This window comes from Pseudomonas sp. E1BtOHC1, from assembly GCF_058744285.1.
The window spans coordinates 3869354-3892000 of sequence record NZ_CP196023.1; the positions used below are offsets into that span (position 1 = coordinate 3869354).

The 22647-nt window shown below is 64.0% G+C and carries 18 protein-coding genes and 1 pseudogene; 7 read left to right on the plus strand and 12 right to left on the minus strand.

The features are described 5' to 3' along the window. Positions 1–2: 2 nt before the first annotated feature. From ACSSVC_RS17855 to ACSSVC_RS17875, 5 genes and pseudogenes are all read right to left on the minus strand, one after another. Positions 3–1415, minus strand: a pseudogene (locus ACSSVC_RS17855) (DUF2252 domain-containing protein). A gap of 47 nt (positions 1416–1462) precedes the next feature. Next, positions 1463–2878, minus strand: a complete 1416-nt coding sequence (locus tag ACSSVC_RS17860; protein ID WP_492612574.1) for an ATP-binding protein — start codon at positions 2876–2878, stop codon at positions 1463–1465. Beyond that, positions 2878–4683 (minus strand): DAHL domain-containing protein, encoded by a 1806-nt coding sequence (locus tag ACSSVC_RS17865; protein WP_446439957.1) that lies wholly within the window; start codon positions 4681–4683, stop codon positions 2878–2880. The genes ACSSVC_RS17860 and ACSSVC_RS17865 overlap by 1 nt, the downstream gene beginning before the upstream one ends. Continuing rightward, complete coding sequence (locus ACSSVC_RS17870; protein ID WP_446439956.1) at positions 4680–5675, minus strand: cytochrome-c peroxidase; 996 nt, start codon at positions 5673–5675, stop codon at positions 4680–4682. The genes ACSSVC_RS17865 and ACSSVC_RS17870 overlap by 4 nt, the downstream gene beginning before the upstream one ends. Beyond that, the gene (locus tag ACSSVC_RS17875; RefSeq protein ID WP_346632746.1) at positions 5665–7587 is read right to left on the minus strand and encodes a putative bifunctional diguanylate cyclase/phosphodiesterase; all 1923 of its coding nucleotides are present in this window, start codon (positions 7585–7587) and stop codon (positions 5665–5667) included. The genes ACSSVC_RS17870 and ACSSVC_RS17875 overlap by 11 nt, the downstream gene beginning before the upstream one ends. Positions 7588–7786: 199 nt before the next feature. Here ACSSVC_RS17875 and nosR point away from each other — a divergent pair, with 199 nt between their 5' ends. The 3 genes from nosR (at position 7787) to ACSSVC_RS17890 (ending at position 10725) form a co-directional block, all read left to right on the plus strand. Next, a complete protein-coding gene (nosR, locus tag ACSSVC_RS17880; RefSeq protein WP_346632747.1) occupies positions 7787–9145 on the plus strand; it encodes a response regulator c-di-GMP phosphodiesterase, NosR family in 1359 nt (452 codons plus the stop codon). A gap of 128 nt (positions 9146–9273) precedes the next feature. Further along, positions 9274–9909 (plus strand): LysE family translocator, encoded by a 636-nt coding sequence (locus ACSSVC_RS17885; RefSeq protein ID WP_346632748.1) that lies wholly within the window; start codon positions 9274–9276, stop codon positions 9907–9909. A 159-nt stretch (positions 9910–10068) separates the two neighbouring features. Beyond that, the gene (locus tag ACSSVC_RS17890; RefSeq protein ID WP_404939671.1) at positions 10069–10725 is read left to right on the plus strand and encodes a ribonuclease T2 family protein; all 657 of its coding nucleotides are present in this window, start codon (positions 10069–10071) and stop codon (positions 10723–10725) included. Between the two features lie 100 nt (positions 10726–10825). Here the strand turns inward: ACSSVC_RS17890 and dapA are convergent, their stop codons facing one another. The 3 genes from dapA to ACSSVC_RS17905 all read right to left on the minus strand — a co-directional run bounded on the left by dapA (position 10826) and on the right by ACSSVC_RS17905 (position 13198). Next, the gene (gene dapA, locus ACSSVC_RS17895) at positions 10826–11689 is read right to left on the minus strand and encodes a 4-hydroxy-tetrahydrodipicolinate synthase (RefSeq protein ID WP_346632750.1); all 864 of its coding nucleotides are present in this window, start codon (positions 11687–11689) and stop codon (positions 10826–10828) included. Between the two features lie 263 nt (positions 11690–11952). After that, complete coding sequence (locus ACSSVC_RS17900; protein ID WP_346632751.1) at positions 11953–12540, minus strand: GNAT family N-acetyltransferase; 588 nt, start codon at positions 12538–12540, stop codon at positions 11953–11955. Positions 12541–12724: 184 nt separating this feature from the next. Beyond that, on the minus strand, positions 12725–13198 hold the full coding sequence (locus ACSSVC_RS17905; protein WP_404939673.1) for a GNAT family N-acetyltransferase: 474 nt from the start codon (positions 13196–13198) through the stop codon (positions 12725–12727). A gap of 367 nt (positions 13199–13565) precedes the next feature. On the opposite strand from ACSSVC_RS17905, the gene ACSSVC_RS17910 reads away from it, so the two are divergent. The 3 genes from ACSSVC_RS17910 (at position 13566) to ACSSVC_RS17920 (ending at position 15003) form a co-directional block, all read left to right on the plus strand. Then, entirely contained in the window at positions 13566–13691 is a 126-nt protein-coding gene (locus tag ACSSVC_RS17910; RefSeq protein WP_404939675.1) for a hypothetical protein, read from the plus strand. Then, a complete protein-coding gene (locus ACSSVC_RS17915) occupies positions 13688–14143 on the plus strand; it encodes a methyl-accepting chemotaxis protein (protein WP_492611106.1) in 456 nt (151 codons plus the stop codon). The genes ACSSVC_RS17910 and ACSSVC_RS17915 overlap by 4 nt, the downstream gene beginning before the upstream one ends. A gap of 275 nt (positions 14144–14418) precedes the next feature. Then, positions 14419–15003: a LysE family translocator gene (locus ACSSVC_RS17920; protein WP_346632754.1), complete on the plus strand. Its 585-nt coding sequence runs from the start codon at positions 14419–14421 to the stop codon at positions 15001–15003. Here the strand turns inward: ACSSVC_RS17920 and ACSSVC_RS17925 are convergent. From ACSSVC_RS17925 to ACSSVC_RS17940, 4 genes are all read right to left on the minus strand, one after another. Next, positions 15000–15833 carry an AraC family transcriptional regulator gene (locus ACSSVC_RS17925; RefSeq protein ID WP_492611107.1) on the minus strand — a complete coding sequence of 278 codons (834 nt, stop codon included), beginning with the start codon at positions 15831–15833 and terminating at the stop codon, positions 15000–15002. The genes ACSSVC_RS17920 and ACSSVC_RS17925 overlap by 4 nt on opposite strands. A 295-nt stretch (positions 15834–16128) precedes the next feature. Beyond that, positions 16129–18609, minus strand: coding sequence for a TonB-dependent siderophore receptor (locus tag ACSSVC_RS17930; protein WP_492611108.1), 2481 nt, complete (start codon positions 18607–18609; stop codon positions 16129–16131). Between the two features lie 100 nt (positions 18610–18709). Further along, a complete protein-coding gene (locus ACSSVC_RS17935; protein ID WP_404939683.1) occupies positions 18710–19687 on the minus strand; it encodes a FecR domain-containing protein in 978 nt (325 codons plus the stop codon). 6 nt (positions 19688–19693) lie between these two features. Further along, positions 19694–20227, minus strand: coding sequence for a sigma-70 family RNA polymerase sigma factor (locus tag ACSSVC_RS17940; protein ID WP_346632759.1), 534 nt, complete (start codon positions 20225–20227; stop codon positions 19694–19696). A gap of 324 nt (positions 20228–20551) precedes the next feature. On the opposite strand from ACSSVC_RS17940, the gene ACSSVC_RS17945 reads away from it, so the two are divergent. Beyond that, positions 20552–22639, plus strand: coding sequence for an EAL domain-containing protein (locus tag ACSSVC_RS17945; protein WP_492611109.1), 2088 nt, complete (start codon positions 20552–20554; stop codon positions 22637–22639). Positions 22640–22647 lie beyond the last annotated feature (8 nt).

Consider the following 22647-nt stretch of genomic DNA (forward strand, 5'->3'; position numbering starts at 1 on the left):
TTTCAGGGCAGATGGTCGGCGGCGAAATCCGCCTCCGAGCGGGCCTGCAAGCGTCCCTTGCGGCAGGCCTGCTGGAAGCGCTCGAAGTCCCGTTCGTTCTGCGTGGCATAGGCCTGGGCGTAGTGTCACAGCGCCTCGGCCAGGGTCTGGCTCTTGCCGATGTAGCCGCTGATCAGTGCCGCTTGCCCCGAGGCCTTGGCGTGGGCCCGGGCCAGGGCCCGGCCACAGATCCGCGCGTAGGCGGCGAAGGTTTCGGCGTCGAAGGTTTCCAGCTCTGCCGACACTTTCATGTCCCGCAGTTGGCGCACATAGAAATGGCGGCCGTTGGGGCCGGTGGTCCAGCCCAGGAACAGGTCGCTGGCGGACTGCATCAGGCGCTGGCCTTCCACCACCCGCTGGCCGTTGTGCCGCGGTCGCGAGCGCACCCGCACATAGTCGGCAAGCACCGAGCGGCGGGCTTCCTTGAACTGCAGGAACAGCGGTCGCTGCTGGTTGTCGGTGAGCAGCGCCACCAGGCAGCGGGTGCCGACGCTGCCCACGCCCACCACTTTGAAGGCCAGGTCGCAGGGGGTGAAGCGCGCCAGCAGGTTACGCCGGTCGGCCTGCAAGGTGCCGCGATAGTCGGCCATGAAGGTGTCGTACAGCGGTCGCCAGTCTTCCAGGCGCATCCAGTCGTCGTCCGGGTCCAGCAGGCTGGTGGTGTTGTGCAGGTGGAAGATCTCCGGCAGATCGTCACGGATCAGCAAGCGCCCCTGGGCATCGCGTTCGCTGATCTTGGGCAGCAGATGGGCGTGGGTACGGCGCTCGGCCTTGTCCATGGCCCGTTGCACGTGCTCCAGGGTGGCGCTGTTGGCCCGGGCCTGATGCAGCAGGTCTTCGTAGGTCATGGCGTCGTACCAGATCTCCAGGGCGCTTTGCTCGGCGCAAGTGGCCATGCTCCGTTGATAGGCCCCCACCAGCTCGCGGCAGACGCTTTCCTCCACCGCTGCACCATGGCGCAGGTCCCGGGCGGCAATCAGGAAGCTTGCTACCAGGCGCTTCAGGTCCCATTCCCAGGGGCCGGGGTGGACCTCGTCGAAGTCGTTGACGCTGAACAGCAGGTTGCGCTCCGGCGTAGCGAAGCCGCCGAAGTTCATCAGGTGGCAGTCGCCGCAGATGGTCGAGCGCAGGCCCATGTCCGGGGTGGTGGCCAGGTCATGGGCCTGGAGCAGAGCGTTGCCGCGATAGAAAGTGAAGGGCGACACCAGCATACGGCCGTAGCGCAGCGCCACCAGGGACTGGACCCGGCCCTGGCTCGAGGCCTCGATCAGCGGCAGGGGGTCGCGCTTGATCTGGCCGGGGGCGCTGTGGCTGTTGCGGGGGCAGTGCTTGCGTGCGTCCTTGCCCTGTTTGATCGGGTCGTTGGGGCGGCTCATGGCAAGGTCCTGTGGGCGGGTGAGGGAAGGGCGCGGGCGTGCCCGGTTCAGGCCGGGTCCGGTCGATGGGGAGCCTGACGGATCGGCAGCTCCACGCGAAAGGTGCTGCCCACGCCCAACTGGCTGCGGACACTGATCTGTCCGCCGTGTTTCTGGACGATCCCGTAGGACAGCGACAGGCCCAGTCCGGTGCCCTGGCCCACCGGCTTGGTGGTGAAAAAGGGGTCGAAGATCTTCTGCAGGTGCTGCTCGTCGATGCCGCAGCCACTGTCGGTGACTTCCAGCCACACCCGATCGCCTTCCACGCCGTTGCTCAGGGTGATGGTGCCGCGTTCGGGGCCTATGGCCTGGGCGGCATTGACCACCAGGTTCATCACCACCTGATTGAGCTGGGAGGGCAGGCACTCGATCTCTGGCAACGGCTGATAGTGCTTGATCAGGTCGGCCTTGTACTTGAGCTCGTTGGCGACGATGTTCAGGGTCGAGTCGATGCCCTGCTGCAGGTCCGCCATCTGCCATTGCTGGTCACTGTCGACCCGGGAGAAGTTCTTCAGGTCCTTGACGATCTGCTCGACTCGACCGATGCCGTCCTTGGATTCTTTGATCAGCAACGGGATGTCCTCCTGGAGAAAGTCCAGGTCGATGCTTTCCCGCAGACTTTGCAGGCGCTTGCGCAACTCCGGCGCGGCGATGGCCTCTTCACTCTGGCGATAGGCGGTGAGCATCTGGCCGATCTGCTCCAGGTAACCCGCCAGGCTGCCGAGGTTGGAGGCCACGAAGCCGATGGGGTTGTTGATCTCGTGGGCGACCCCGGCCGCCAGTTGCCCGAGGGAGGCCAGCTTCTCCGATTGCACCAGCTGGTTCTCCAGTTGCTTGCGCTCGTCGATTTCCCGCTGCAGGGCCGTGCCGGCCAGCCTCAGGTCTTCGGTGCGCTGTTCCACCAGTTCCTCCAGATGGTGCATCTGCAACAGCGCGCGGGCGGTCATCTCCCATTTGCTGGTGAGGGTGCTGGCCATCTGCTGGACTTCGATATTGTCGAAGGGTTTCTTCAGGATCAGCAGGCGGTTGTGGCCTTGCAGGCGCTCCAGCAGATCCTCCCAGGAATAGTCGGAGTAGGCGGTGCACACCACCACTTGCAGGCGCGGGTCCTCTTGCCAGAGCCGCTCGATGGTCTGGGCCCCGTCCCAGCCCTGGGGCATGCGCATGTCGACAAAGGCCAGGGCATAGGGGCGCTGCTGTTCCAGGGCCTGGCAGACTTTGCTCAAGCCTTCCTGGCCGCCGTAGGCCGAGTCCAGTTCAAAGGGCTGTTGCCGGGGCTTGGCCTGGGCGCCGAACAGCTGCGCTTCCAGATCGTCCAGGCTGCTGTCGTCCGCCGGTGGCGGGGTGAGGATCTTGCGAAAGTCATCGTGGATCGACGGGGTGTCGTCGATCAGGAGAATCCGGCGGTTGCTCAGCTCGTCCATCATTGGCCCTCGGCGCTGATCAGCGGTATGTCCAGAGTAAAGGTCGCACCCAGTCCCGGTCCGTCACTGTGCACGCTGAGCTGCCCGTCCATTTCCATGGCGGCCAGGGCGCAACTGTGCAGGCCGAAGCCGTGCCCTTCCTTGCGGGTGGTGAAACCGTGGGCAAAGATCCGCGTCAGGTTCTCGGCGGCAATGCCCTCGCCACGGTCCTGGACCTGAATGCGCAAGGTCCGGTCATCAATCACATGGGCGCTCAAGGTCAGGGTCCGGGAGTGCTCGTCGAGATCGGACATGGCGTACTTGGCGTTGCTGATCAGGTTGATCAGGATCAGCAGCATGCGGTGCTTGTCGCCCATGACCGGTGGCACGTCGGTGTAGTCCTTGACCACCGTGACCTGATGCCGGGCCAGGGCGCCGGAGTTCATGCGCAGGGCGTCCTCGATCAGTTCGCTGACCCGCAAGGGCTCGATCAGCCGCGAGGCCCCGGCGTAGGACTGCTGGGTGGCGACGATTTCCTTGATGTGGTCGACGCTGCGACCAAGCTGGGCCAGTTCCTCGCTCATGCCCTGTTGCTCGCTGGCAATGGCGTCCACCAGTTGATTGAGGTAGCCGGGGAGCAGCTTGCCCTTTTCATCTTCACTGAAAAAATGCCCCAGATCCTGCTGATGCTGATTGATCAACTGCATCGCCTTGCCCAGGCCCTGGGCCTTGCTGGAGCGCAGTGTGCGGCTGAGGATCTCGCTGGAGATGTTCACGCTGTTGAGCACATTGCCGACGTTGTGCAGGACATTGGTGGCGATTTCCGCCATGCCGGCCTGGCGCGCGGCGTCCAGCAACTCGCTCTGGGCCTCCTTGAGTTCCCGGGTGCGTTCCTCGACCCGCTGCTCCAGGTGTTCATTGGCGCTTTGCAGGGCGGTGTTGAACCGGCGGATGACGGCAAAGCTGCTGATCAGGCGGATGGCCAGATAGAGGATCAGCAGCACCAGCAGCACCGAGAATGCCAGCAGATACTGGTGGGACTTCTGGTCCTGCAGGTCGGACTGGAGCTGGTCGCGGTTGAGCAGGCTGGTGATGTCGTCCAGGCGTTCGGCCACCGGGATCGAGGTGAGCCGCTCCAGCAATTCATTGACCACCGGCTGCTCGCGCAGGATCACTGAAACGTGGTTGCTGAGGATCTCCACCGGCTCGTGCATGACCTGGGGCAGGCGCTCCTTGTTGACCGCCAGTTTGTTCAGCCCCACCAGGATGTCCGCGGCCTTGTCGTCACTGGAGACCTGGGCGAACTCCAGGCTGCTGAGCAGCAGGTCGTAGGTGTCGATGGCAATGTTCTGCTGCGCCAGCCGCTCCTGGTCATCGAGGCTGGCCAACCGACGCTGGATGTCGTCCTCGGCGGTGGGCAGGAACGCCAGGGAATTGCGCAGCACCGAGTTGTGGGACTTGAACCGTTCCACCAGGCCGGCTTTTTCCTGGAAGGCCTCGAGGAACGCCTGGTGACTGGCCTGCCAGGCTGCCGGGTCGCTGTGACCCTGTTGCGAGAGCTGGTCGAAGCGTCGCCACAGCTGGTCGATCTGCTGCACCGGCAGCACCAGTGGATCGTAGTCGTGGGTAATGGCAATGCGCGCCTTGAGCACCTCGGTTTCCCATTGGGCGTTCAACTGCTTGATGTGGCCGATCAGGTCCCGGGACAGGGCGAAGTTCGCGGACTGGCCGATCATCGTCTTGAAGTAGAGAAGCGCCAGCGCCAGGACCAGGCCCAGGGCCACCAGGGTCAGGACCGTGGAGGGCAAGCGGCGGGGCAGCTTCATAGCGGCTTGCCCTGCCATTGCCCGGTGAGGGTCTGGAGAAACTTGACGATCAGGCGGGTGTCCTGGGGGTTGGGGGTACGGCCCAACTGGTACTTGAACATCACCTCCACCGCCTGCTCCAGGGTCTTTGCCGAGCCGTCGTGGAAGTAGGGCGCGGTGACCGCCACATTGCGCAGGCTGGGGACCTTGAACACGTTGCGGTCCTGCTCGTCGCCGGTGATCAGGAAGCGTCCCAGGTCGGCGTCGGTGGGGTTGCCCCGGTCGGCAAAGTAGTCATTCATCACCCCGAACTTCTGGAACATGTTGCCGCCGATATTGACCCCTTGATGGCAGGCGATGCAGCCGTAGTCCTTGAACCGCTGGTAGCCGTACTTCTCTTCCTGGCTGAGGATCTCGGTGTTGCCTTGCAGGTACTGGTCGAAGCGCGAGCCTGCACTGAGCAGCGTCCGTTCATAACTGGCCAGGGCGTCCTGCACGTTGGCCGCGGTGATGGCGTCCGGGTACAGCTCGCCGAAGGTCTGGCGGTAGCCGGCGTCGTCATTCAGGGTGCGCACCAGATTGGGCCAGTTGTTGCCCATTTCGATGGGGCTTTGCACCACGTTGTCGATCTGCGCCTGGAGGGTGTCGACGCGACCGTCCCAGAACTGGCGAAAGTTCAGCGCAGCGTTGAACACGCTAGGGGTGTTGACCCGGGTGAGCTGACCCTTGATGCCCTGGGACTTGTCCAACACGTCGGCCCCGCCCTGTTCCAGCCGATGACAGCTGGCGCAGGAGAGGCTGTTGTCCAGGGACAGGCGCGGTTCGTTGAACAGCCGACGGCCCAACTCCACCCGTTTGGGGTCGAGGTTGGGCACTGTAGGCAGGGGCTTGAGCGGTTCGTCCAGCGGCGCCGGGAAGGCCGGCGGGGCGACACCGAGCAGGGCCCAGAGCAACAGGCCGAGGAGGCTGTGCAGGCGGCGCCGGTGTGGCGTTGGCGGCTGTTCAGTGGTCATGACCGGTCACCTGGGCCAGGGACGCCTGGGCCCGCAGAAGGAGGGCAAAATCCTCGGCGGGCAGGGCCTTGCTGAAGTAATAGCCCTGGCCTTCCTCGCAGCCCTGTTGCTTGAGGAACGTCAGCTGCTCCAGGGTTTCCACCCCTTCGGCGATGACGTTCAGGTTCAGGTTGCGTCCCAACTGGATAATCGCACTGACCAGGGCGGCGTCCTTGGGTTCGTTGCTCAGGCCCTGGATGAAGGACTGGTCGATCTTCAGCACATCCACCGGGAACTTGCGCAGGTAGCTGAGGCTGGAATAACCGGTGCCGAAATCGTCCACCGCCAGGCTTACCCCCAGGGCTTTGATGGCTTGCAGGGTGGCGAGGGTGGCTTCGACGTTCTGCATCAGCACCCCTTCGGTGATTTCCAGTTCCAGCAGGGTTGGGTCCAGGGCGCTGTCCAGCAGTGCGCCCTGCAACTGCTGGAGCAACTGCGGTTGCCTGAAGTCGCTGGCCGAAAGGTTGACCGACAGGCGGATCGGCACCAGTCCCGCTTGCTGCCAGGTACGGGACTGGCGGGTAGCCTCGCCCAGTACCCACTGGCTGATCCGGTTGATCAGGCCGCTGTCTTCGGCCACAGGAATGAACTGGGCGGGGCTGATCCAGCCCCGTTGCGGGCTGAACCAGCGAATCAGCGCTTCGGCGCCCACCACTTGGCCCGAGGCCAGGTGGATTTTCGGCTGATAATGCAAACACAGCTCCTGGCGCTCCAGGGCCTGGCGAATGCCCGATTCCAGGTGTTGTCGTTCCCGGGCGCGGTGGGTCATGTCTTCGGTAAAGAAACCGTAGCCCCCCGGTGCCTGCTCCTTGCTGTTGCGCATGGCCATCTCGGCCTTCTTGATCAGGCTCAGGGCATCCTGGCCATCTTCGGGGTAGAGGCTGATTCCCAGGCTGGCGGTGACCCGCAGGTCGTGCCCGGCCACATCGTGGGGCTGGCTCACCGTTGCCAGGAATTTTTCCGCGACGCTACGGACCTGGGGCGGTGGCTCCTGATCATGGAGCAGCACCACGAATTCGTCGGAACCGTAGCGGAACACCGAGTCCGATTCCCGCATGCCGTGCTGCAGGCTGTGGGCAATTCTCTTGAGCAGCTCGTCGCCTGCCGGGTAGCCCAGGGCATTGTTGATCCGCTTGAAACGGTCCAGCCCGAGGAACATCACCGCCAGTTGTTGCCCATAACGCCGGGCCCGGGCCATGGCCTGGCCCAGGCGATCGCCGAGCAAGGTGCTGGAGGGCAGACCGGTAAGGGCGTCGTAGTGCAGCAGGTGGGAGACCTTGAGCAGTTCCGCGACCCGCTCCTCGATGGTGCGCTGCAGATCGTCGAGCTTGTGCCGCGCATCCCGGGCCATCTGCCATTTCCAGGTCAGGGCACTGGCCATCTGGCGGATCTCCAGGCTGTCGAAGGGCTTTTTCAGGATCAGCAACTGGTCGCCGAAGGCCAGGCGCTCGGCCATGGTTTCCCACGAATAGTCCGAATAGGCGGTACACAGCGCGATCTGCAGGTCCGGGTCGACCTTCCACAACTGCTCGATGGTTTCCAGGCCATCCCAGCCCGGCGGCATGCGCATGTCGATGAAGGCCATGGCATAGGGCATGTCTCGGGCCAGGGCCGACTCGACCATGGCCAGGGCCTCGCGACCCTGGAACGCCGAATCCAGATTGAACTCCAGGGGGGGGCGGACGTTGACGCTGCCGAACAACTGTTCTTCGGCCCGGCTCAGGGCCAGGCTCTGTGAGGGCATGAGGATCTTGTGGAAGTCTTCGTGAATGGAGAGGCTGTCATCCACAATCAGCACCCGCCGGTTGACGCGCGCAGACGGCGACTCCGAGGGATCTTGCGAACTTGTCTGTGCGTCGCAGCCAGCGTTCATTGACTTTCCCTAGTGTTCTGAGCGTGCGTCCAACGCTGTGAGCATAGTCACTGGAAAACGCGGCGTAAGAGGTTTTTTTCGACGGATATCCCCGGGTGCAAATGAAAAAAATAGCTAGGATTGTCTGGGCTGCAGCGCAGTTGGGCGGTTGCCTGGCCGTGCTGTCCGGGGAACGAGATGCAGGACAGGGAGAACCATCATGGAAGAGTCGCAGCCCGCCGAGCCAGGTCAGCGTCCATGCCTGCTGTTGGTGGATGACGAAGAATCGATTCTCAACAGCTTGCGGCGCCTGTTGCGCAGCCAGCCCTATGAAGTGCTGGTGGCGGATAGCGGTGCCAGGGCCCTGGAGATCCTGGCCCAGCGTCCCGTTGACCTGGTGATGAGCGATGCGCGCATGCCCACTATGGACGGCGCCACCTTGCTGGCCCGGGTGCGCGAGGGCTACCCGGCCACCCGCAGGATCCTGCTCACCGGCTACGCCGACCTGAGCACCATCATCAAGGCCGTCAACGAGGGGCAGATCCACCAGTACCTGAGCAAACCCTGGAACGACGAAGAGTTGCTGCTGATCCTGCGCCAGACCCTGGATCACCAGCATGCCGAACGGGAGCTCAAGCGCCTGCAGCAACTGGTGCTGGCACAGAACCGCCAGCTCAAGGCGAGCAATGCCGATTTGGAAAAGCGCGTTGCCTCCCGTACCTCCGAGTTGCAACAGACCGCCGACATGCTGGACCTGGCCTATGAGGAGCTCAAGCACAGTTATGTGACCGGCACCGAGGTGTTCTCGCTGCTGGCCAACCTGCGCCTGCCGGCGGACAAGCAGACCAACCGCAAGATCATCGAGCTGATCCGCGCCTGTTGCGCAAGCCATGGCCTCGACGAAGCCTCCAGCCGCGACCTGACCATGGCCGCCGCCTTGTACAACATCGGCAAGCTGAGCTGGAGCGACGCCATGCTGGGCGCCCCGTCGGACCTGTTGCGGCACACCGACCATGAGCGCTACCGGGCCTATCCCTCGCAGAGCGAGTCGCTGCTGATGACGCTGGAGCCGATGCAGGATGCGGCGCGGCTGATCCTCCACCATCAGGAACGCTGGGATGGCAGCGGCTTTCCCCAGCATCTGCGGGGCGAGGCGATTCCCTGGGGTTCCCGGCTATTGAAGCTGGCAGTGGACTTTATCGAGTTGCAGTGCGGGTTGATTCTGGAGCGGCGCATGAACAGCGACGAAGCCTTGCTGTTCATTCGCAAATACGCCGGCCGCCTCTATGACCCGAACATGGTGGAAGGCTTTGTCCAGGTGTGTGCCGCCTACCTCAATGACGTGACTGTCGATGATCCGACGGTCCGGGTGCTGGGCACCCGCGAGTTGCAGGCGGGGATGGTCCTGCGGCGCAACCTCAATGCTGACAACGGCATGCTGTTGCTCAATGCCGGCAAGGTGATCAGCGAGCCGCTGGTCCAGAAACTGATCGCCTTTGAAGCCATGGAAGGGGGGCACTACAGCATCTTTGTCAGCGTGCCTGACGTCGAGGTGGCGTCCCCGGGCATCGAGCGCTGATCGCCGCCCTTGATCTGTGCCCGGTTGTTCCGTCATCTTTCGCACTGCGCGCCGCAGACCTTGGGTTGCGCGTGGGTGCAGGCCCTCGGTTCGTTACGCGGCGCGGTGGATTTTTCAGGAGTACCACGATGGATGCGGCAACACTGTTTCTCTACATCGTCACCGTCAGCGCGGTGATGATCACTCCCGGGCCCTCGATGCTGCTGGCCCTGAACAACGGCGCGGTCCACGGGATGCGGGTGGCCGGCTGCGGGATCGCCGGTGCGGCGCTGTCCGACCTGCTGCTGATCGGTGCCGTGGGTTGTGGCCTGGGGGCCTTGCTGCAGGCCTCGGAGTCGTTGTTCGTGGTGGTCAAGACCTGCGGCGCGGTCTATCTGCTGTATCTGGCCTGGGGCTTGTGGCGGGCGCCGACCCAGGCCCTGACGAACCGGCTTGATGGCGCCTCGGCCAGCGGTCGCTCGGCGTTCCGCCGGGCCTTGCTGGTGGGCTTGTCCAATCCCAAGGGCTTGCTGTTCTTCTCGGCCTTCGTGCCGCAGTTCGTGCGCCCCGACCAGCCGGTGGCCGAGCAGTACCTGATTCTGGCCCTGGTCAGCGCCCTGGTGGACTGCCTGATGATGAGCCTGTACGCCTTTGGTGGCCGTCGCGCCATGGCGAGCTTTTCCGCCCGGGTCATGGGCTGGGTCAATCGCAGCTGTGCGGGCATGCTGGCGATATTGGCGGTGGGTGTGGGCCTGTACCGCCGCAGTGACAGCCCGGCACTCTAGTCGCTCAATGCCGCTGCGCCTGACCGGTGTTGCCGGGGCACGGCGCGGCGAATGTCATGTTCCTGCAACCCCGGCATGCCAAGAAGGTGAAGCTGCGTTCCGGCAGTTCCACCCCGATGGCGGGGCCAGGACGATCCGATTCCCCAAGGAGAGGTAACGATGAGAAAGTTTTTTGCCCTGATGGCGGCCCTGGTGCTGACCCTGGGGATGGTGGGCATCAGCGACGCACGTCAGCCCAAACAGCAACGGGACTCGGTGGCGGGCACGTTCGACTACTACCTGCTGACCCTGTCCTGGTCACCGACCTTCTGCCTGATGCATCCGGAGAACGAACAGTGCTCGGGCAAGGGCTATGGGTTTGTCCTCCACGGGCTGTGGCCGCAATACGCCAAGGGCGGCTGGCCCGAGTCCTGCCCGCCCTTGACCCCGCTGACCCAGCAGGAGCGTGCCAAGGGCCTGACCCTGTTCCCCACCGCCAAACTGATGAACCACGAATGGACCAAGCACGGCACCTGCAGTGGCCTGGGGGGCATGGGTTACCTGGACGCGGCGGACAAGGCCCTGGCGACGGTGCAGATACCTGAAACGCTGCAGCCTTCGACCACGGTGCGTTACTTGGAAGCCACACAGATTGCCCAGCAGTTTCGCCAGAGCAACCCGGGGATCGCCGAAAATGGCATCGCCATTCTCTGCAGCGGCCCCGAGCTTTCCGAAGTCCGGGTCTGCCTGACCAAGGACCTGGATTTTGGCCCTTGCGGCAAGGGCGTGAAAAACCAGTGCCGCGCCGGCCAGATCCGCATCCCGCCGATCCGCTGAGAGCGTCCGCGCGCCGCCGCGATCGGCGCCGACGGGGCATCGAGATTGTCGTACCCCCGCTCCTACGGGCCGCAGGCACGGCAATTCCGATGATCCGTAGTCAAGGCAAGCCGGCCAGCAGGGTTTGCAGGTGTGTCGCGGTGGCCGCGCTGCAATCCTGCATGGGGGCCCGCAGTTGAGGCTCGATCAGCCCTTGATGAGCCAGCAAGGCTTTCACGGGCGCCGGATTGGGCTCGGCGAACAGCGCTTGAATCAACGGCACCAGTTGCCGGAAGGTGGTCCTGGCAGCGTCCAGTTGCTGGTCCTGGACCTGTCGCTGCAATTGCACGAACAGCTCCGGACGTATATGCGCTGCCGCCGCGATGGCTCCGCTGGCCCCCAGGCACAGGGCGCTGAACAGTTGCAGGTCCTCACCGCACAACACTTGCACCGTGCCACTGGCCAGCAGCGCCAGGGTCTTCTCCAGGTTGCCGCCGCAATCCTTCACCGCTGCGATCCGCGGGTGGCGGACGATGTTGAGCAAGGTGGCCTTGTCCAGGCTGACCCCGGTGCGGTAGGGAATGTCGTAGACAATCAGCGGCACGCTGGAGGCGTCGGCGACGCTGTGGAAGAAGCTTTCCAAGGCCGCCTGGGAGGGCCGGATGTAATAGGGCGCAGGCACCAGCAGGGCTGCCACCGGGCGCTTGAGGATCTCCGTTTGCAGGCTCAGCAGCGATTTCAGGTTGTTGCCCGCCAGGCCCATGATGACCCGCCCGGCGGGGGCCTGTTCGAGCACGGCGTCGAGTACCGCCAGTTGCTCATCCTTGTCCAGGGCCGCGGCTTCGCCGGTGGTGCCGCAGACCACCAGCCCGGCCACACCGCTTTCCAGCAGATGGGCGCTCAGGCGCCGCAGGGCGGCAAAGTCGATGGCGCCGTTGTGAAAAGGCGTGACGATAGGGACCCAGATACCTTGAAACGATGACATGCGTGTTCTCCTGATGGTTGACCGTCGGGTCGTCGTCAGAAGAGTAGAAGGGCGTTAAGCAGGGGGAGGGTGTCCGTAGCGCTTGATGTCCTGTCAGCTCATCTGACGGGACACAGCGCCCCGGTCACATGAGCGACTGTTTCTTCGATTTAGAGTTGCAAGCCACCCAGGCTCGGGCCTTGGCCAACAGGCCAATGGCGCGAGAATCGAGGGTAAGGGCTTGGGACATGGTTCAGGCAGACTCTGAAATCAGGCGCACAGTTTTAAAAGCCGGCGCGGGGTTTGTCAATCCTCGGTGCTGGCGCTTCATGACCCGCCAGGGTGCTGTGATCCTGGGCGCTGAGCCGGTACAGCAGGCTCGGTGGCTGTCCGGGAAAATCCTCCAGCTCACCGTCCACCGTCATCCCCAGCCGTTCCAGGGCCCGCCTGGACGGCAGGTTGTCGGGCCGCACCAGGCCGGTGACTCGGGGCGCAAGCAGTTCGCTGAAGGCCAGTTGCAGGGCCGCCTGAGCCATTTCGTTGGCGAAACCCTGGCCCCAGGCTTCGGGGATGAAGCGAAAGTACAGGTTCAGCCCGGCTTCATGCCCGAAGTGCGCCCGCATGAGGCCGCCGAAGCCGATGATCTGTTGCGGGGCATCCAGTCGGGCGATCGCCCAGTAGCCGAAACCGTACTGCTGCCAATGGGCAATCCAGCTGTGCAGCCGGTCGCTGGTGGCTTCGGCGCTGTCGGGGCCGTTGGGGTTGAAACGGTGGGTCTGCGGGTTGCCGTGGATGGCGCAGGCCTGTGGCAGGTCGGCGAGGGTCGGTGGACGTAACAGCAGGCGCGTGGTGCGGGTGGTGGACGACGACATGGACAAGGCTCTTTGCTTCAGAGGAAGTGGAGCGCCAGGCGGCACGTGGTGGCCATGCCTGTGCGGGTGGCCCCGGAGAAGGTAGGTGATCGGCCCGGACTTTGCCATTGCTGTCAGGGCACGGCCCTCAAAGCCGCGAGCCGGGCGCATCCGGCACAAAACACCGCTTGCTCTTGGTGCCGGTTCAGTCTGGCCAACGGTACAGGCTGGCGGGATAGCCTTGGGCGATGATCGGCGTCGGGTTTTGCCCCGGGAGCATGGCCTGCCAAAAATCCCGGGCGGGCAGGTTGGCGCTGAAGTGCACCACCTGCCAAGGCCCCTTGTAGTGCTCGAACAGCTGTTGTGTCACCTGTCGACCGATGCCCAGGCGGCGAAGTCGTCGAGCGATGAACAGGTAGCCGAGGTTATACCGGGCATCGCTGTCGCAGCGTTGCTGGTCGACGACGGTAAAGCCGGCCAGTTCCCCTGCCACCAGGATCAGCCAGGGATGAGTGGCTGGGTGGCGCCAATAGTCGTCCAGGGCCTGGATGGCGTACAGCCCCTGGGCTGCAAGCTTGAGTGGCAGCCACTGACTGAGTTCATAGAGATAGAACTGCATGAGGTTTTCCAGACAGGGCCAGTCGTCGCGAGCGGCCGGGCGCAGTTCAAGCTGGTCCATCAAGGGCGACTCCAGCCCCGATCAGTCCGAGGCGCAGCGGGTGGCGGAGAAAGGGGATCTGCAGTTGATCAATGGGTGCATGAACGCTTCAACGAATGTGTGCCCCATGTTCGCAACAAGGCGTTTTCTACGGCGCTGAGTATGCTGGAAATAATACTTCTCAATAACTAGAAAGCCAGCTTTCTATTGTTGAGGTAAATGTTGATGTAAGTCATGAAAGTCTTTAATTCGGGCCGTTCAAGTTGAGTGGCTTGATGATTTTTTCACACCTTGATTAATGCTCGAACCTAGACTTGGGCCGACTGGATCGATACTGGCCATTGGCACTAATTCACTTGGCTCAGGGAAGTTCTGCGGGTAAACGGCCATGAACCAGATGGCCTCGTCGATTTCCGAAGTCTCGGTGCATATCCACGACACTGCCTCGGCCGCCGATCAGGTCAACAATCTGACCCAGGTGGGTTCCCAGGAAGCCCGGAAACCCGGGTGGTGATCGAGAAACTGGCGGACACCGTGGATGCGGTCAGCCACTCTGTGGAAGGCCTGGCCGACGAGGTACGGGCCCTGGCCTCCAAGACCCACGAGTCCACCCAGAGCATCCAGCGCATCATCATCACCTTGCAGGAAGTGGCCACCCAGGCTGTGGAGGTGGCACGCCAGGGCAGCATCGAGGCGCGTTCCGGCGTGGCCCAGGTGATCAGCACCCAGGAAGCCCTGAATGGCATCAACTCGGCGGTGGAGCGCATTCACCAGATGAGCCAGCAAATGGCTGCCGCGTCGGAGCAGCAAGCCCATGTGGCCGAGGAAATATCCGAGCAGATCACCAATATTGCCCGGATCTCGGACCAGAACGCCGACATCGCTGTGCACTCTTGCTCGGTAGGCGGTGATCTGGAATCTACCGCTCATGAACTTAATGCCTTGGTGACCCGTTTCAACAGTTGATCGCCAACGGCAATCAGCAACTTTCATCTAATCGCCAATTGATCCAGTTGATCAGGGCAGGGGGTGGGTCTGTCGGTGGTATGTGACGTGGCCCATGTTCGCCGTGTATCCCTACTCCCACGGCAGCGGCCTGGACAATTACCTGACAGCGCTGACCCGGGTCGGCGAGCAACGGGTGGAGATCATCGTGCGAGGGCAGTTTTCTTCAATACCGGCGGTGTGCCTTGGCCTAACTTGTCCCGCGGTTGTTCCGACCAAGACAAGAGAGGCAAGCAATGAGCGTAGTGTTTTCCATGGCGGCCTTTGCCCTGGCCGCGTCTATCACCCCGGGGCCGGTGAATATCGTGGCCCTGGGCAGTGGCGCGCGGTTTGGCTTTAGGGCCAGTTTGCGCCACGTGGCCGGGGCCACCCTGGGTTTTGTCCTGTTGCTGGTGCTGATCGGCCTGGGGTTGCATGAACTGTTGCGCCAGTGGCCGCTGCTGACCCAGGGCATTCGCCTGTTCGGTGTGGCCTTTCTGTTGTACATGGCCTGGAAGCTGGCCCGGGACGATGGTCGCCTGGATACCGACGCTGCAGCCCGGGCGCCGTCGGCCTGGTACGGCGCGCTGATGCAGTGGCTCAACCCCAAGGCCTGGCTGGCCTGCGTGGCGGGCATGGGCGCCTTCGCCGCCGACGGGGACCTGGGCCTGGTGTGGTTGTTCGCCGGGTTGTATTTGCTGATCTGCTACCTGTCGATTGCCTGCTGGGCCTATGCCGGCAGTTGCTTGCGGCATTACCTGAGCAACCCGGCGCAGATGCGTCTGTTCAACCGCAGCATGGCCGCGCTGCTGGCCGCCAGTGCGGTCTATCTGTGGGTCTAGCGTTGGCCGCGGTATTGACCTGGAGTGGCCGCCAGATGCTGTTTGAAGGCCCGCTGGAAATGCGCCTGATCGGCAAAACCGGCCTCCAGCGCCACTTCGGCGATGGGTGCGCCGCTGCGCAGGCGGGCCTGGGCGAACTGCACCCGCTGGTTGACCAGGAAGGCGTGGGGCGGCATGCCGAATTGCTGCTTGAAGGCGCGGATCAGGTAGGACGGGGAAAGCTCGGCGACCCGGCAGATATCCTCCAGTCCCAGGGCTTGGGTGCAGTGCTGACGGATGTACTGCGCCGCTTGCAGCAGCTTTGCATTGCTGACCCGTGGCGGCCGCTCGGCGGGGTTCAGGCGTTGCTGCAGGTCGCTGAAGAAGATCACTGCACAGCTGTGCTTGTGCAGGGGCTCGGCGTCGGGGTCCACCAGGGTCAGGTACAGCTGTTCAAACTCGGCAAACAGCTGGGGGTCCTGGCTGTGGGTTGCGCTGAACGGACGAAAGTCCTGCTCCGGGCTGAAGCCCAGGTCGTGCTGCAGGGCGGTGAGCCAGGGCGTATCGACGTACAGCATGCGGTAGGACCAGGGCAGGTCGTCGATGGGATTGCAGGCATGCACCACCCCGGGGTTCATCAGCACCACGGTGCCGGCGCTGACCCGCCAGCGGGATTGCTCGCTGAGGTAGGTGCTCTGGCCGGCGGTGATACTGCCGATGGAAAACTGTTCATGGGCGTGGCGGCTGTAGCAGACCTTGCGGCCATCGGCGATGGTGCGGGCCTCGATGAACGGCAAGGCCGGATCGCGCCAGAACTGCGGCGCCTGGTCGGGGGGCAGGGCAGGTTTCATCCTGAAGGTTCCATCAGCGGGAGCTGGCGCTGAGTGTATTAGCTCTTGCCGTCAAAGGCCCGTTGCAGTGGGTCGATATCCAGTTTTTTATCCCCGGCAGGGCCTGCATCATCCGTTGCGAGCGGCTTGGGTCGGGGGCGCAGATCATCTGCGCCTGGTGGTTGAACCACAGGCAGGGGGTGAGGGTTTGAATGCGCGGCATGGTGTCGGTCCTCTGCGGGTTGATCACGCTGGAACAAGCGTAGTCAACCCGGCACAGGGGCGGTGCACCGCAGATCGGCTGTCGGGCGCGGCCTCAGAAGTCCCAGCGGGTGGTCAGTTGCAGGCTGCGGGGTTCACCGTAGAAACCGGTGCCGAAGTTGCCCAGGCCCGTGTAGTACTGCTTGTCGAACAGGTTCTTCACATTCAGGGTCGAGCTCAGGTGCGAGTTGAACTGGTAGCGGGCCATGGCATCCACCAAGTAGTAGCTGTCCTGGGTGATGCGTGAATCGTGTCCGCCATTGACCGGATCGTTGGGATCGGGCTGGAACACCTTGCCGAAGAAGTCGCTCTGCCAGTTGACCCCGCCCCCCAGTGTCAGGCGTTCCCAGGCTCCGGACAGGCGATACGTGGTGAACAGTCGGGCCACCTGTTGTGGCGCGGTGGTTTGCAGGACCGAGCCGTAGACATAGTCGTTGTTGGCGTCCCGGGTGTGGTTGTAGCTGTAGCCGGCGGACAGGTTCCAGCCCTCACGCAGCTCGCCGGCCACCTCGACCTCGAAGCCTTTGGTGGTGGAGCCTTCGATCGGCTTGTAGATGCCCTCGGTGCCCCAGCCGCTGACCAGTTGCGCGACGTTGTCCTGCTCGATGCGAAACACCGCGAAGCTGGCATTGACCCGGCCGTCCAGGTACTCGGCCTTGATCCCCGCCTCGTAGCTGTCGCCTTCCACCGGGTCGAGCAACTTGCCGTTGACGTCCTTGCTCATCTGCGGCTGGTAGATGTTGGTGTAGCTGGTGTAGACCGAGTAGGTGTCATTCAGGTCATAGATCAGCCCGGCATAGGGGGTGACCACACCTGTCTGCTGATAGCGCAGGCGTACGTCGGCCCTGGTTGGATCGATGTAGTGGGTGTTGTCGATGCCCTTGAAGTCGCTGACCCGAGTACCGAGGATCACCGCCAGGTCGTCGGTAGGCTTGAGTCGGGTGGCCAGGTAGGCGCCGGTCTGGCGCTGGAGGATGTCGTTGTCGCCGATCTTCGGGATGTCCGGCTTGGCGAACTCGCCGCGCCACTGGTAAATGCTGCCGCCCACCGGCGGGTACACCGAGCCGTGGACCGGGATGTCCTGCTTGGCGTTCATCAGCATGAAGCCGGCGATCAGCTCGTGCTCGCGGCCGAACAGGCTGAAGGGCCCATGCAGGTTGATGTCCAGGTTGTCCTGAATCTGCTCGCCCTTGAACTTGCCCATGTACATGAACATGCCGTCGCCGGTGGTCGGGTTCGGATTGCCGCCGCTGGCAGAGCCCAACAGGGTGTCGTGCTGGCGGCGCAGGCGGTCGTAGCTGACCTTCAGTGTCCAGTCATGGGCCAGTTGCTGTTCCAGGGAAGTGAACAGGGTCTGATTGTTGAAGTCGCGGCGGCTCCAGTCGGTGGCCGGGTTGAACGAGCGCGAGAAGCGGGTGCGCGAGCCGTCGCTGAAGTACATCGGGAAGCCGGTCCAGGTGGCGCCCCGGGAACGGGTGTTCTGCTGGTCGAGGCCGAAGGTCAGCAGGGTGTCCGGGGTCAGGTCGGCTTCGAGAATGCCGTAGGCGATGTCCTTGGTGTTCTGGTAGTGGTCCAGGTACGAGCTGCGATCCTGATAGACCCCGACAAAGCGCCCGCGCAGGTTGCCGCTTTCGGTCAGGGGCCCTGAGATATCGCCTTCGCTGCGGTAATTGTCCCAGGAGCCGACGGTGCCGGTGACCGAGGCCTTGAACTCTTTCGTCGGGCGTTTGCGGATCAGGTTGACGGTGGCCGAAGGGTCGCCGGAGCCGGTCATCAGGCCGGTGGCGCCCTTGATGATCTCCACCCGGTCGAAGGTCGCCATGTCGGTGCTGGTAGTGCCGTAGTCGTAGACCCCGTCGTAGGTGGCGTTGACGCCGTCGTACTGGAAGTTGGTGATGGGCATGCCGCGGCTGGAGAACTCCCAACGCTCGCTGTCGTAGTTCTGCACGCTGACCCCGGGGGCCCGGCGCAGGGTATCGGCAATGCTGCTGGTGCCCTGGTCGTCCATCTGCTGGCGGGTGATCACGGTTACCGATTGCGGGGTTTCCCGCAGTGACAGGTTGAGGCCGGTGGCCGAGGCGCTGGCGCCGGTGGTGTAGCTGTGGCTGTCCTCGGTGACGGCGCCCAGGCCCTGGGCCGAGACCTGGGTGGTGCCCAGTTGCAGCGGGCCGCTGTGGGCCGGGAGAGCTTGCAGCACATAGCCGCCGCTGACTGCCTGGGCTTGCAGGCCGCTGCCTTGCAGCAGCTGTTGCAGGGCTTGCTCGATGCTGTAGCGGCCCCGCAGACCGGGACTCTGCTTGCCGGCGGCGAGGTCATTGTGGCCGGCGACAAAGACCGCGCTCTGTTCGGCGAAGCGATTGAGCACGGTCACCAGCGGGCCGGGGCCGATGTTGTAGGTCTGGCGCTGGCTGTCCGCCTGGTGGCTGGCGGGATTTTCGGCGGCCTGGGCCCAGGGTGCGGGCAGGCACAGAAGGGCGCTGCACAGGGTCAGGGGACGCAGGGGCAGGCGCAGGCGGGGACGGCTGGGTGTTGGCATGAGGTTCCCTTGTGGATCGGCAATGTGAGAGCTGTTGCCGGGTTAACCGAACCAGAAAGACAAAAGGGAACCGGGATCTGAAATTTTTTTTCCCGAGGGTTCAGGCGCGCGGTTCAAGGGTCACCCACCAGGAGGCAAGACGTTTGACGCGCACCGGCAGGGCGGCCTCCAGCAGCGCCAGGGCCTGGTCCGAGTCGTGCAGGGGAAAGGCCCCCATCACCGGCAAGCGGCCAATGGCCGGGTCACAACCCAGGTGCCCCGGGCGATAGCGTCCCAACTCATCGAGCAGGTGCTCCAGCGGCAGGTTGTCGGCCAGCAGCAGACCGCGGCTCCAGGCCTCGCGGGCCGCGCTGGCGCCCAGCAGCGGGCCCAGTGCATGGGCGTCGAAAGCCAGTTGCTGGCCGGCGTTGACCACCTGCACCTGGCCCCCTTCGGCGTTGCGTACTTGCACTGCCCCGGCGTAGACATTGAGCAGGGTGCGTTGCGCGTCCCGGCGCACGCTGAAGCGAGTGCCCAGGGCCTGCAGCCGTCCGTGCTCGGTGTCCACCATGAAGGGCCGCTGCGGGTCCTTGGCCGTATCGATGAGGACTTCTCCCTGGTGCAGCAGCAACAGGCGCTCCAGAGCGCTGTAGCGCACATCCAGCGCACTCAGGGCATTGAGCCAGAGGTGAGTGCCATCGCTGAGGCGGGCATCGCGAACTTCCCCGGTGCCGGTGGCGTAGTCTGCTCGCCAGCGGCCCAGTGCCTGGGGCAGCGGCGTGCCACGCCAGGTGCCCCAGCCCAGGCCGATCAACAACAGGCCGCCGAGCACCTGGCGTCGCGCCAGCGCCGGGCGCCGGCCACCACGCAAGGCCTGGCCAGCGGCTTGCTGGGCTGCGGCGTCCTGCAACGGCAGCAGGCGCTGGCTGACCCGCTGCACATAGCCCCAGGCCTGGCGGTGTTCCGCGGTTTGCTCGAACCAGGCCTGCCAATGACGACGCTGCTCGTCGCTGACGGCTTCGTCCTGCAGTTGCACGTACCAATGGGCGGCCTGTTGCAGGCTGGCGTGGCTCAACCGGTTGCCGGTGTGTTCGCTCATGCCGTTCTACTCCACCAGCAGGCCGTCGAGTTCGGCCTCCAGCAGTGCGCAATGCACCAGGGCCTGGGCCAGGTACTTCTTCACCATGCGCTCGGAGACGCCCAGCTCAACGGCAATCTCTCTGTAGGGGCGGTCGTGCAGTTGCGCCAGGATAAAGGCCTCGCGCACCCGCTGGGGCAGGCGGCCGAGCATGGCGTCCACTTCGTGCAGGGTCTCGACGATGATTGCCCGTTGCTCCGGGGATGGTTGCAGCGCCTGGGGCCGCGCCGCCAGGGCCTGGAGCCAGGCCTGTTCCAGTTGCCGGCGGCGCCAGTGATCGATGCACAGGCCTCGGGCAATGGTGGCCAGGTAGGAACGTTGCTGGACCTCGCCATCGAGTTGGGGCGGGCGCTTGAGCACACGGACGAAGATCTCGTGGGCCAGGTCGGCGGCGTCCCAGGCATGGTTCAGGCGTCGCCGCAGCAACTCGTAGAGCCAGCGGTGATGGGCGTCATACAGGTGATGGACCAAAGCGGGGCTGGCGGGCGGCGTCGAGGGCAAGGGTGTGGTCCGGTGGCAGGCTGGGTTGTAAATGGGAATTGATCGCGATTAAAGCAAAAGCCCGAATGCCCTGCAAATGATATCGATTCGCCCTTGTGTGCTTGCCGCTGGGGCCCGAACCCTGGAAAAAGGCATCAAGTCTGGCGCCGTGGAGGCGATAAAGCACTCAGGACCCCTGTATTCAATGCTTGCTGACAGGGGTTTCTTCAGTGGTATCTTCGCCTGCATCCCATTGTCATGGCTGGGCGCCGCAACCCGCTTGCCAGGTTGTGACAGGGGCCGTCTGCGGGGTGGCGGGCATGCAGTGGCAGAGGGGAGAGGCTGATGCGGCAACCGGGGTTCAAGCTGTTTTTCACCCACCGCCTGGCGCTCCTGGCGGGCGCCGAGTCCTTGCGTTCGATACGAGAAGGCCTGCTCTGGCTGTTGCCCTGTCTGCTGGTTTCGGCGGTCTTCCTGATATTGGCTCAATGCGCCCAGGCCCTGGGTGCTCCCAGTGCTCTGGTGGACCTGCTGGCCGGGCTGCACAACCGCATCAGTTCGATCATTCCCTTGCTGGTGGCGGCGTCCATCGGCTACATGCTGGCGATCCAGTACCGTTTGCCCCAGCTGCCGGTGGCCTTTCTCTGCCTGTCCCATGTGGTGATCGCCATCTACCTGCTGCGGGACTATCCGCTGGCGTCGGCGACATTCGTGCTGTTCATCGCCATTGCCTCGCCTCTGGTCAATGTGCCGACCATGGCCTGGCTGCATCGCCGACGCTGGACCCGGCTGGTGGACGAGGGGCTGGTGGGGCACAACCTCAAGGGCACCATCAATATGGTGCTGCCGGGGGTGCTGACTTCTTTGGTGCTGGTGGCGGTGCTGCAGTCGTTGTTGCAGGTCCACGACTTTGCCTACGTGCAGGGCCCGATCGACATCGACAGCCTGGACCATCCCTACCTCAACGCGATCCTCCTGACCTCGACCAACTCCCTGCTGTGGTTCTTCGGCATTCACGGCACCTACGCCATGCAGCCGTTGATGGAGGTAATGGATCAGGCGGTGGCCCTGAATGCAGCCGATCACGCCGCCGGGCAACCCCTGCGCTATGCCCTCAACACGGGCTTGCTGGGCTGCTTCGCCTTTATTGGCGGTTCCGGTGGCTCCCTGGCCCTGGTGCTGGCGATCCTCGGTTTTTCCAGGAACCGTTCCATGCGCCTGCTGGCGCTGGCGAGCCTGGCGCTGTCGCTGTTCAACGTCAACGAACTGCTGCTGTTCGGCCTGCCGATCATCCTCAACCCGCGCCTGCTGGTGCCGTTCATGCTGGTGCCCATGGTCAATGCCTGCCTGGCGCTGCTGGTGGTGCAACTGGGCTGGGTGACCCCGGCCCTGGTCAGCGTGCCCTTTACCTCACCGGTGCTGCTCAATGCCTACCTGAGTACCCAGGGCGATTGGGCTGCGGTGCTTTTGCAACTGGTGCTGCTGGGGGCCGGTACGCTGATCTACATGCCTTATGTGCGCAGCATCCAGCGCCAGGGCGAAGGCAACGAGCAGGTGTACCTGAAGACCTTCGACACCACCTTCCGCGGCCTTGAGGAGCGGGGCCGGCTGTTCGAGCTGGACCCGGTGGTGGCGGCCTACAAGCAGGCGGCCCAGCAGTCCTTGCAACTGGCGCGTATCCAGCAGTTGAGCGAGTACGACTTCCATCTGGAGTACCAGCCCCAGGTGGCCAAGGGCAGTGGCCTGTGCATCGGCTGCGAGGCCCTGATCCGTGCCCGGGACCGCGACGGCCAGGTGCAGTCGCCCTGGGAACTGCTGCAATGGTTGGGGCAGGCGGGGCTGATGCCCGAGGTGGATTTCTGGGTGGCGTCCCAGGCGGTGCGCCAACACCTGGCCTGGAGCAAGATCGGGTTCGAGTTGCCCATCACCATCAATATCTCCAGTGCCACCCTGGCCTCGGCGGAGCATGGCCAGCGCCTGCTGGAGATTCTGGCCCGGGCCCATGGCCAGGTTTCGGTGGAGATCACCGAAGACGCCCTGGTGGGGGATGCGCTGCTGACCCAGCAATGGATCGGCAAGCTGCATGCATTGGGCGCACGTGTCTATATCGACGACTTCGGTACCGGTTTCTCGGCCTTGAGCTACCTGCATCAGTTTCCGGTGGACGGGATCAAGATCGACCGCAGCTTTGTCCTGGCCCAGCGCGAGCCCAAGGGCGCCCAGGTGCTCAACGGTCTGCTGCGCTTTTGCGAAACCCTCAAGCTCAAGGTGGTGGTGGAAGGGGTGGAGACCCGGGAGCAACTGGACTTTTTGCAGTCCAGTTCGGAGTTGATCATCCAGGGCTGGTACTTCAGCAAGTCCTTGCCCGGGGAGCAGATTCCCGGCTTTGTCAGCCAGCGGGCGCGCAGTGCCCTGGCGGCCAGCGAGGACTGAGCCGCAGC

What these genes read in the sequence shown, in the direction of transcription:
- ACSSVC_RS17865 (WP_446439957.1), bottom strand. Translation starts at nt 4,683, where the DNA reads ATGAAGCTGCCCCGCCGCTTGCCCTCCACGGTCCTGACCCTGGTGGCC.
- ACSSVC_RS17945 (WP_492611109.1), top strand. Translation starts at nt 20,552, where the DNA reads ATGCGGCAACCGGGGTTCAAGCTGTTTTTCACCCACCGCCTGGCGCTC.
- ACSSVC_RS17925 (WP_492611107.1), bottom strand. Translation starts at nt 15,833, where the DNA reads ATGAAACCTGCCCTGCCCCCCGACCAGGCGCCGCAGTTCTGGCGCGAT.
- ACSSVC_RS17910 (WP_404939675.1), top strand. Translation starts at nt 13,566, where the DNA reads ATGAACCAGATGGCCTCGTCGATTTCCGAAGTCTCGGTGCATATCCAC.
- ACSSVC_RS17860 (WP_492612574.1), bottom strand. Translation starts at nt 2,878, where the DNA reads ATGGACGAGCTGAGCAACCGCCGGATTCTCCTGATCGACGACACCCCG.
- ACSSVC_RS17885 (WP_346632748.1), top strand. Translation starts at nt 9,274, where the DNA reads ATGGATGCGGCAACACTGTTTCTCTACATCGTCACCGTCAGCGCGGTG.
- ACSSVC_RS17900 (WP_346632751.1), bottom strand. Translation starts at nt 12,540, where the DNA reads ATGTCGTCGTCCACCACCCGCACCACGCGCCTGCTGTTACGTCCACCG.
- nosR (WP_346632747.1), top strand. Translation starts at nt 7,787, where the DNA reads ATGGAAGAGTCGCAGCCCGCCGAGCCAGGTCAGCGTCCATGCCTGCTG.
- ACSSVC_RS17890 (WP_404939671.1), top strand. Translation starts at nt 10,069, where the DNA reads ATGAGAAAGTTTTTTGCCCTGATGGCGGCCCTGGTGCTGACCCTGGGG.
- ACSSVC_RS17935 (WP_404939683.1), bottom strand. Translation starts at nt 19,687, where the DNA reads ATGAGCGAACACACCGGCAACCGGTTGAGCCACGCCAGCCTGCAACAG.
- ACSSVC_RS17920 (WP_346632754.1), top strand. Translation starts at nt 14,419, where the DNA reads ATGAGCGTAGTGTTTTCCATGGCGGCCTTTGCCCTGGCCGCGTCTATC.
- dapA (WP_346632750.1), bottom strand. Translation starts at nt 11,689, where the DNA reads ATGTCATCGTTTCAAGGTATCTGGGTCCCTATCGTCACGCCTTTTCAC.
- ACSSVC_RS17870 (WP_446439956.1), bottom strand. Translation starts at nt 5,675, where the DNA reads ATGACCACTGAACAGCCGCCAACGCCACACCGGCGCCGCCTGCACAGC.
- ACSSVC_RS17875 (WP_346632746.1), bottom strand. Translation starts at nt 7,587, where the DNA reads ATGAACGCTGGCTGCGACGCACAGACAAGTTCGCAAGATCCCTCGGAG.
- ACSSVC_RS17930 (WP_492611108.1), bottom strand. Translation starts at nt 18,609, where the DNA reads ATGCCAACACCCAGCCGTCCCCGCCTGCGCCTGCCCCTGCGTCCCCTG.
- ACSSVC_RS17905 (WP_404939673.1), bottom strand. Translation starts at nt 13,198, where the DNA reads ATGGACCAGCTTGAACTGCGCCCGGCCGCTCGCGACGACTGGCCCTGT.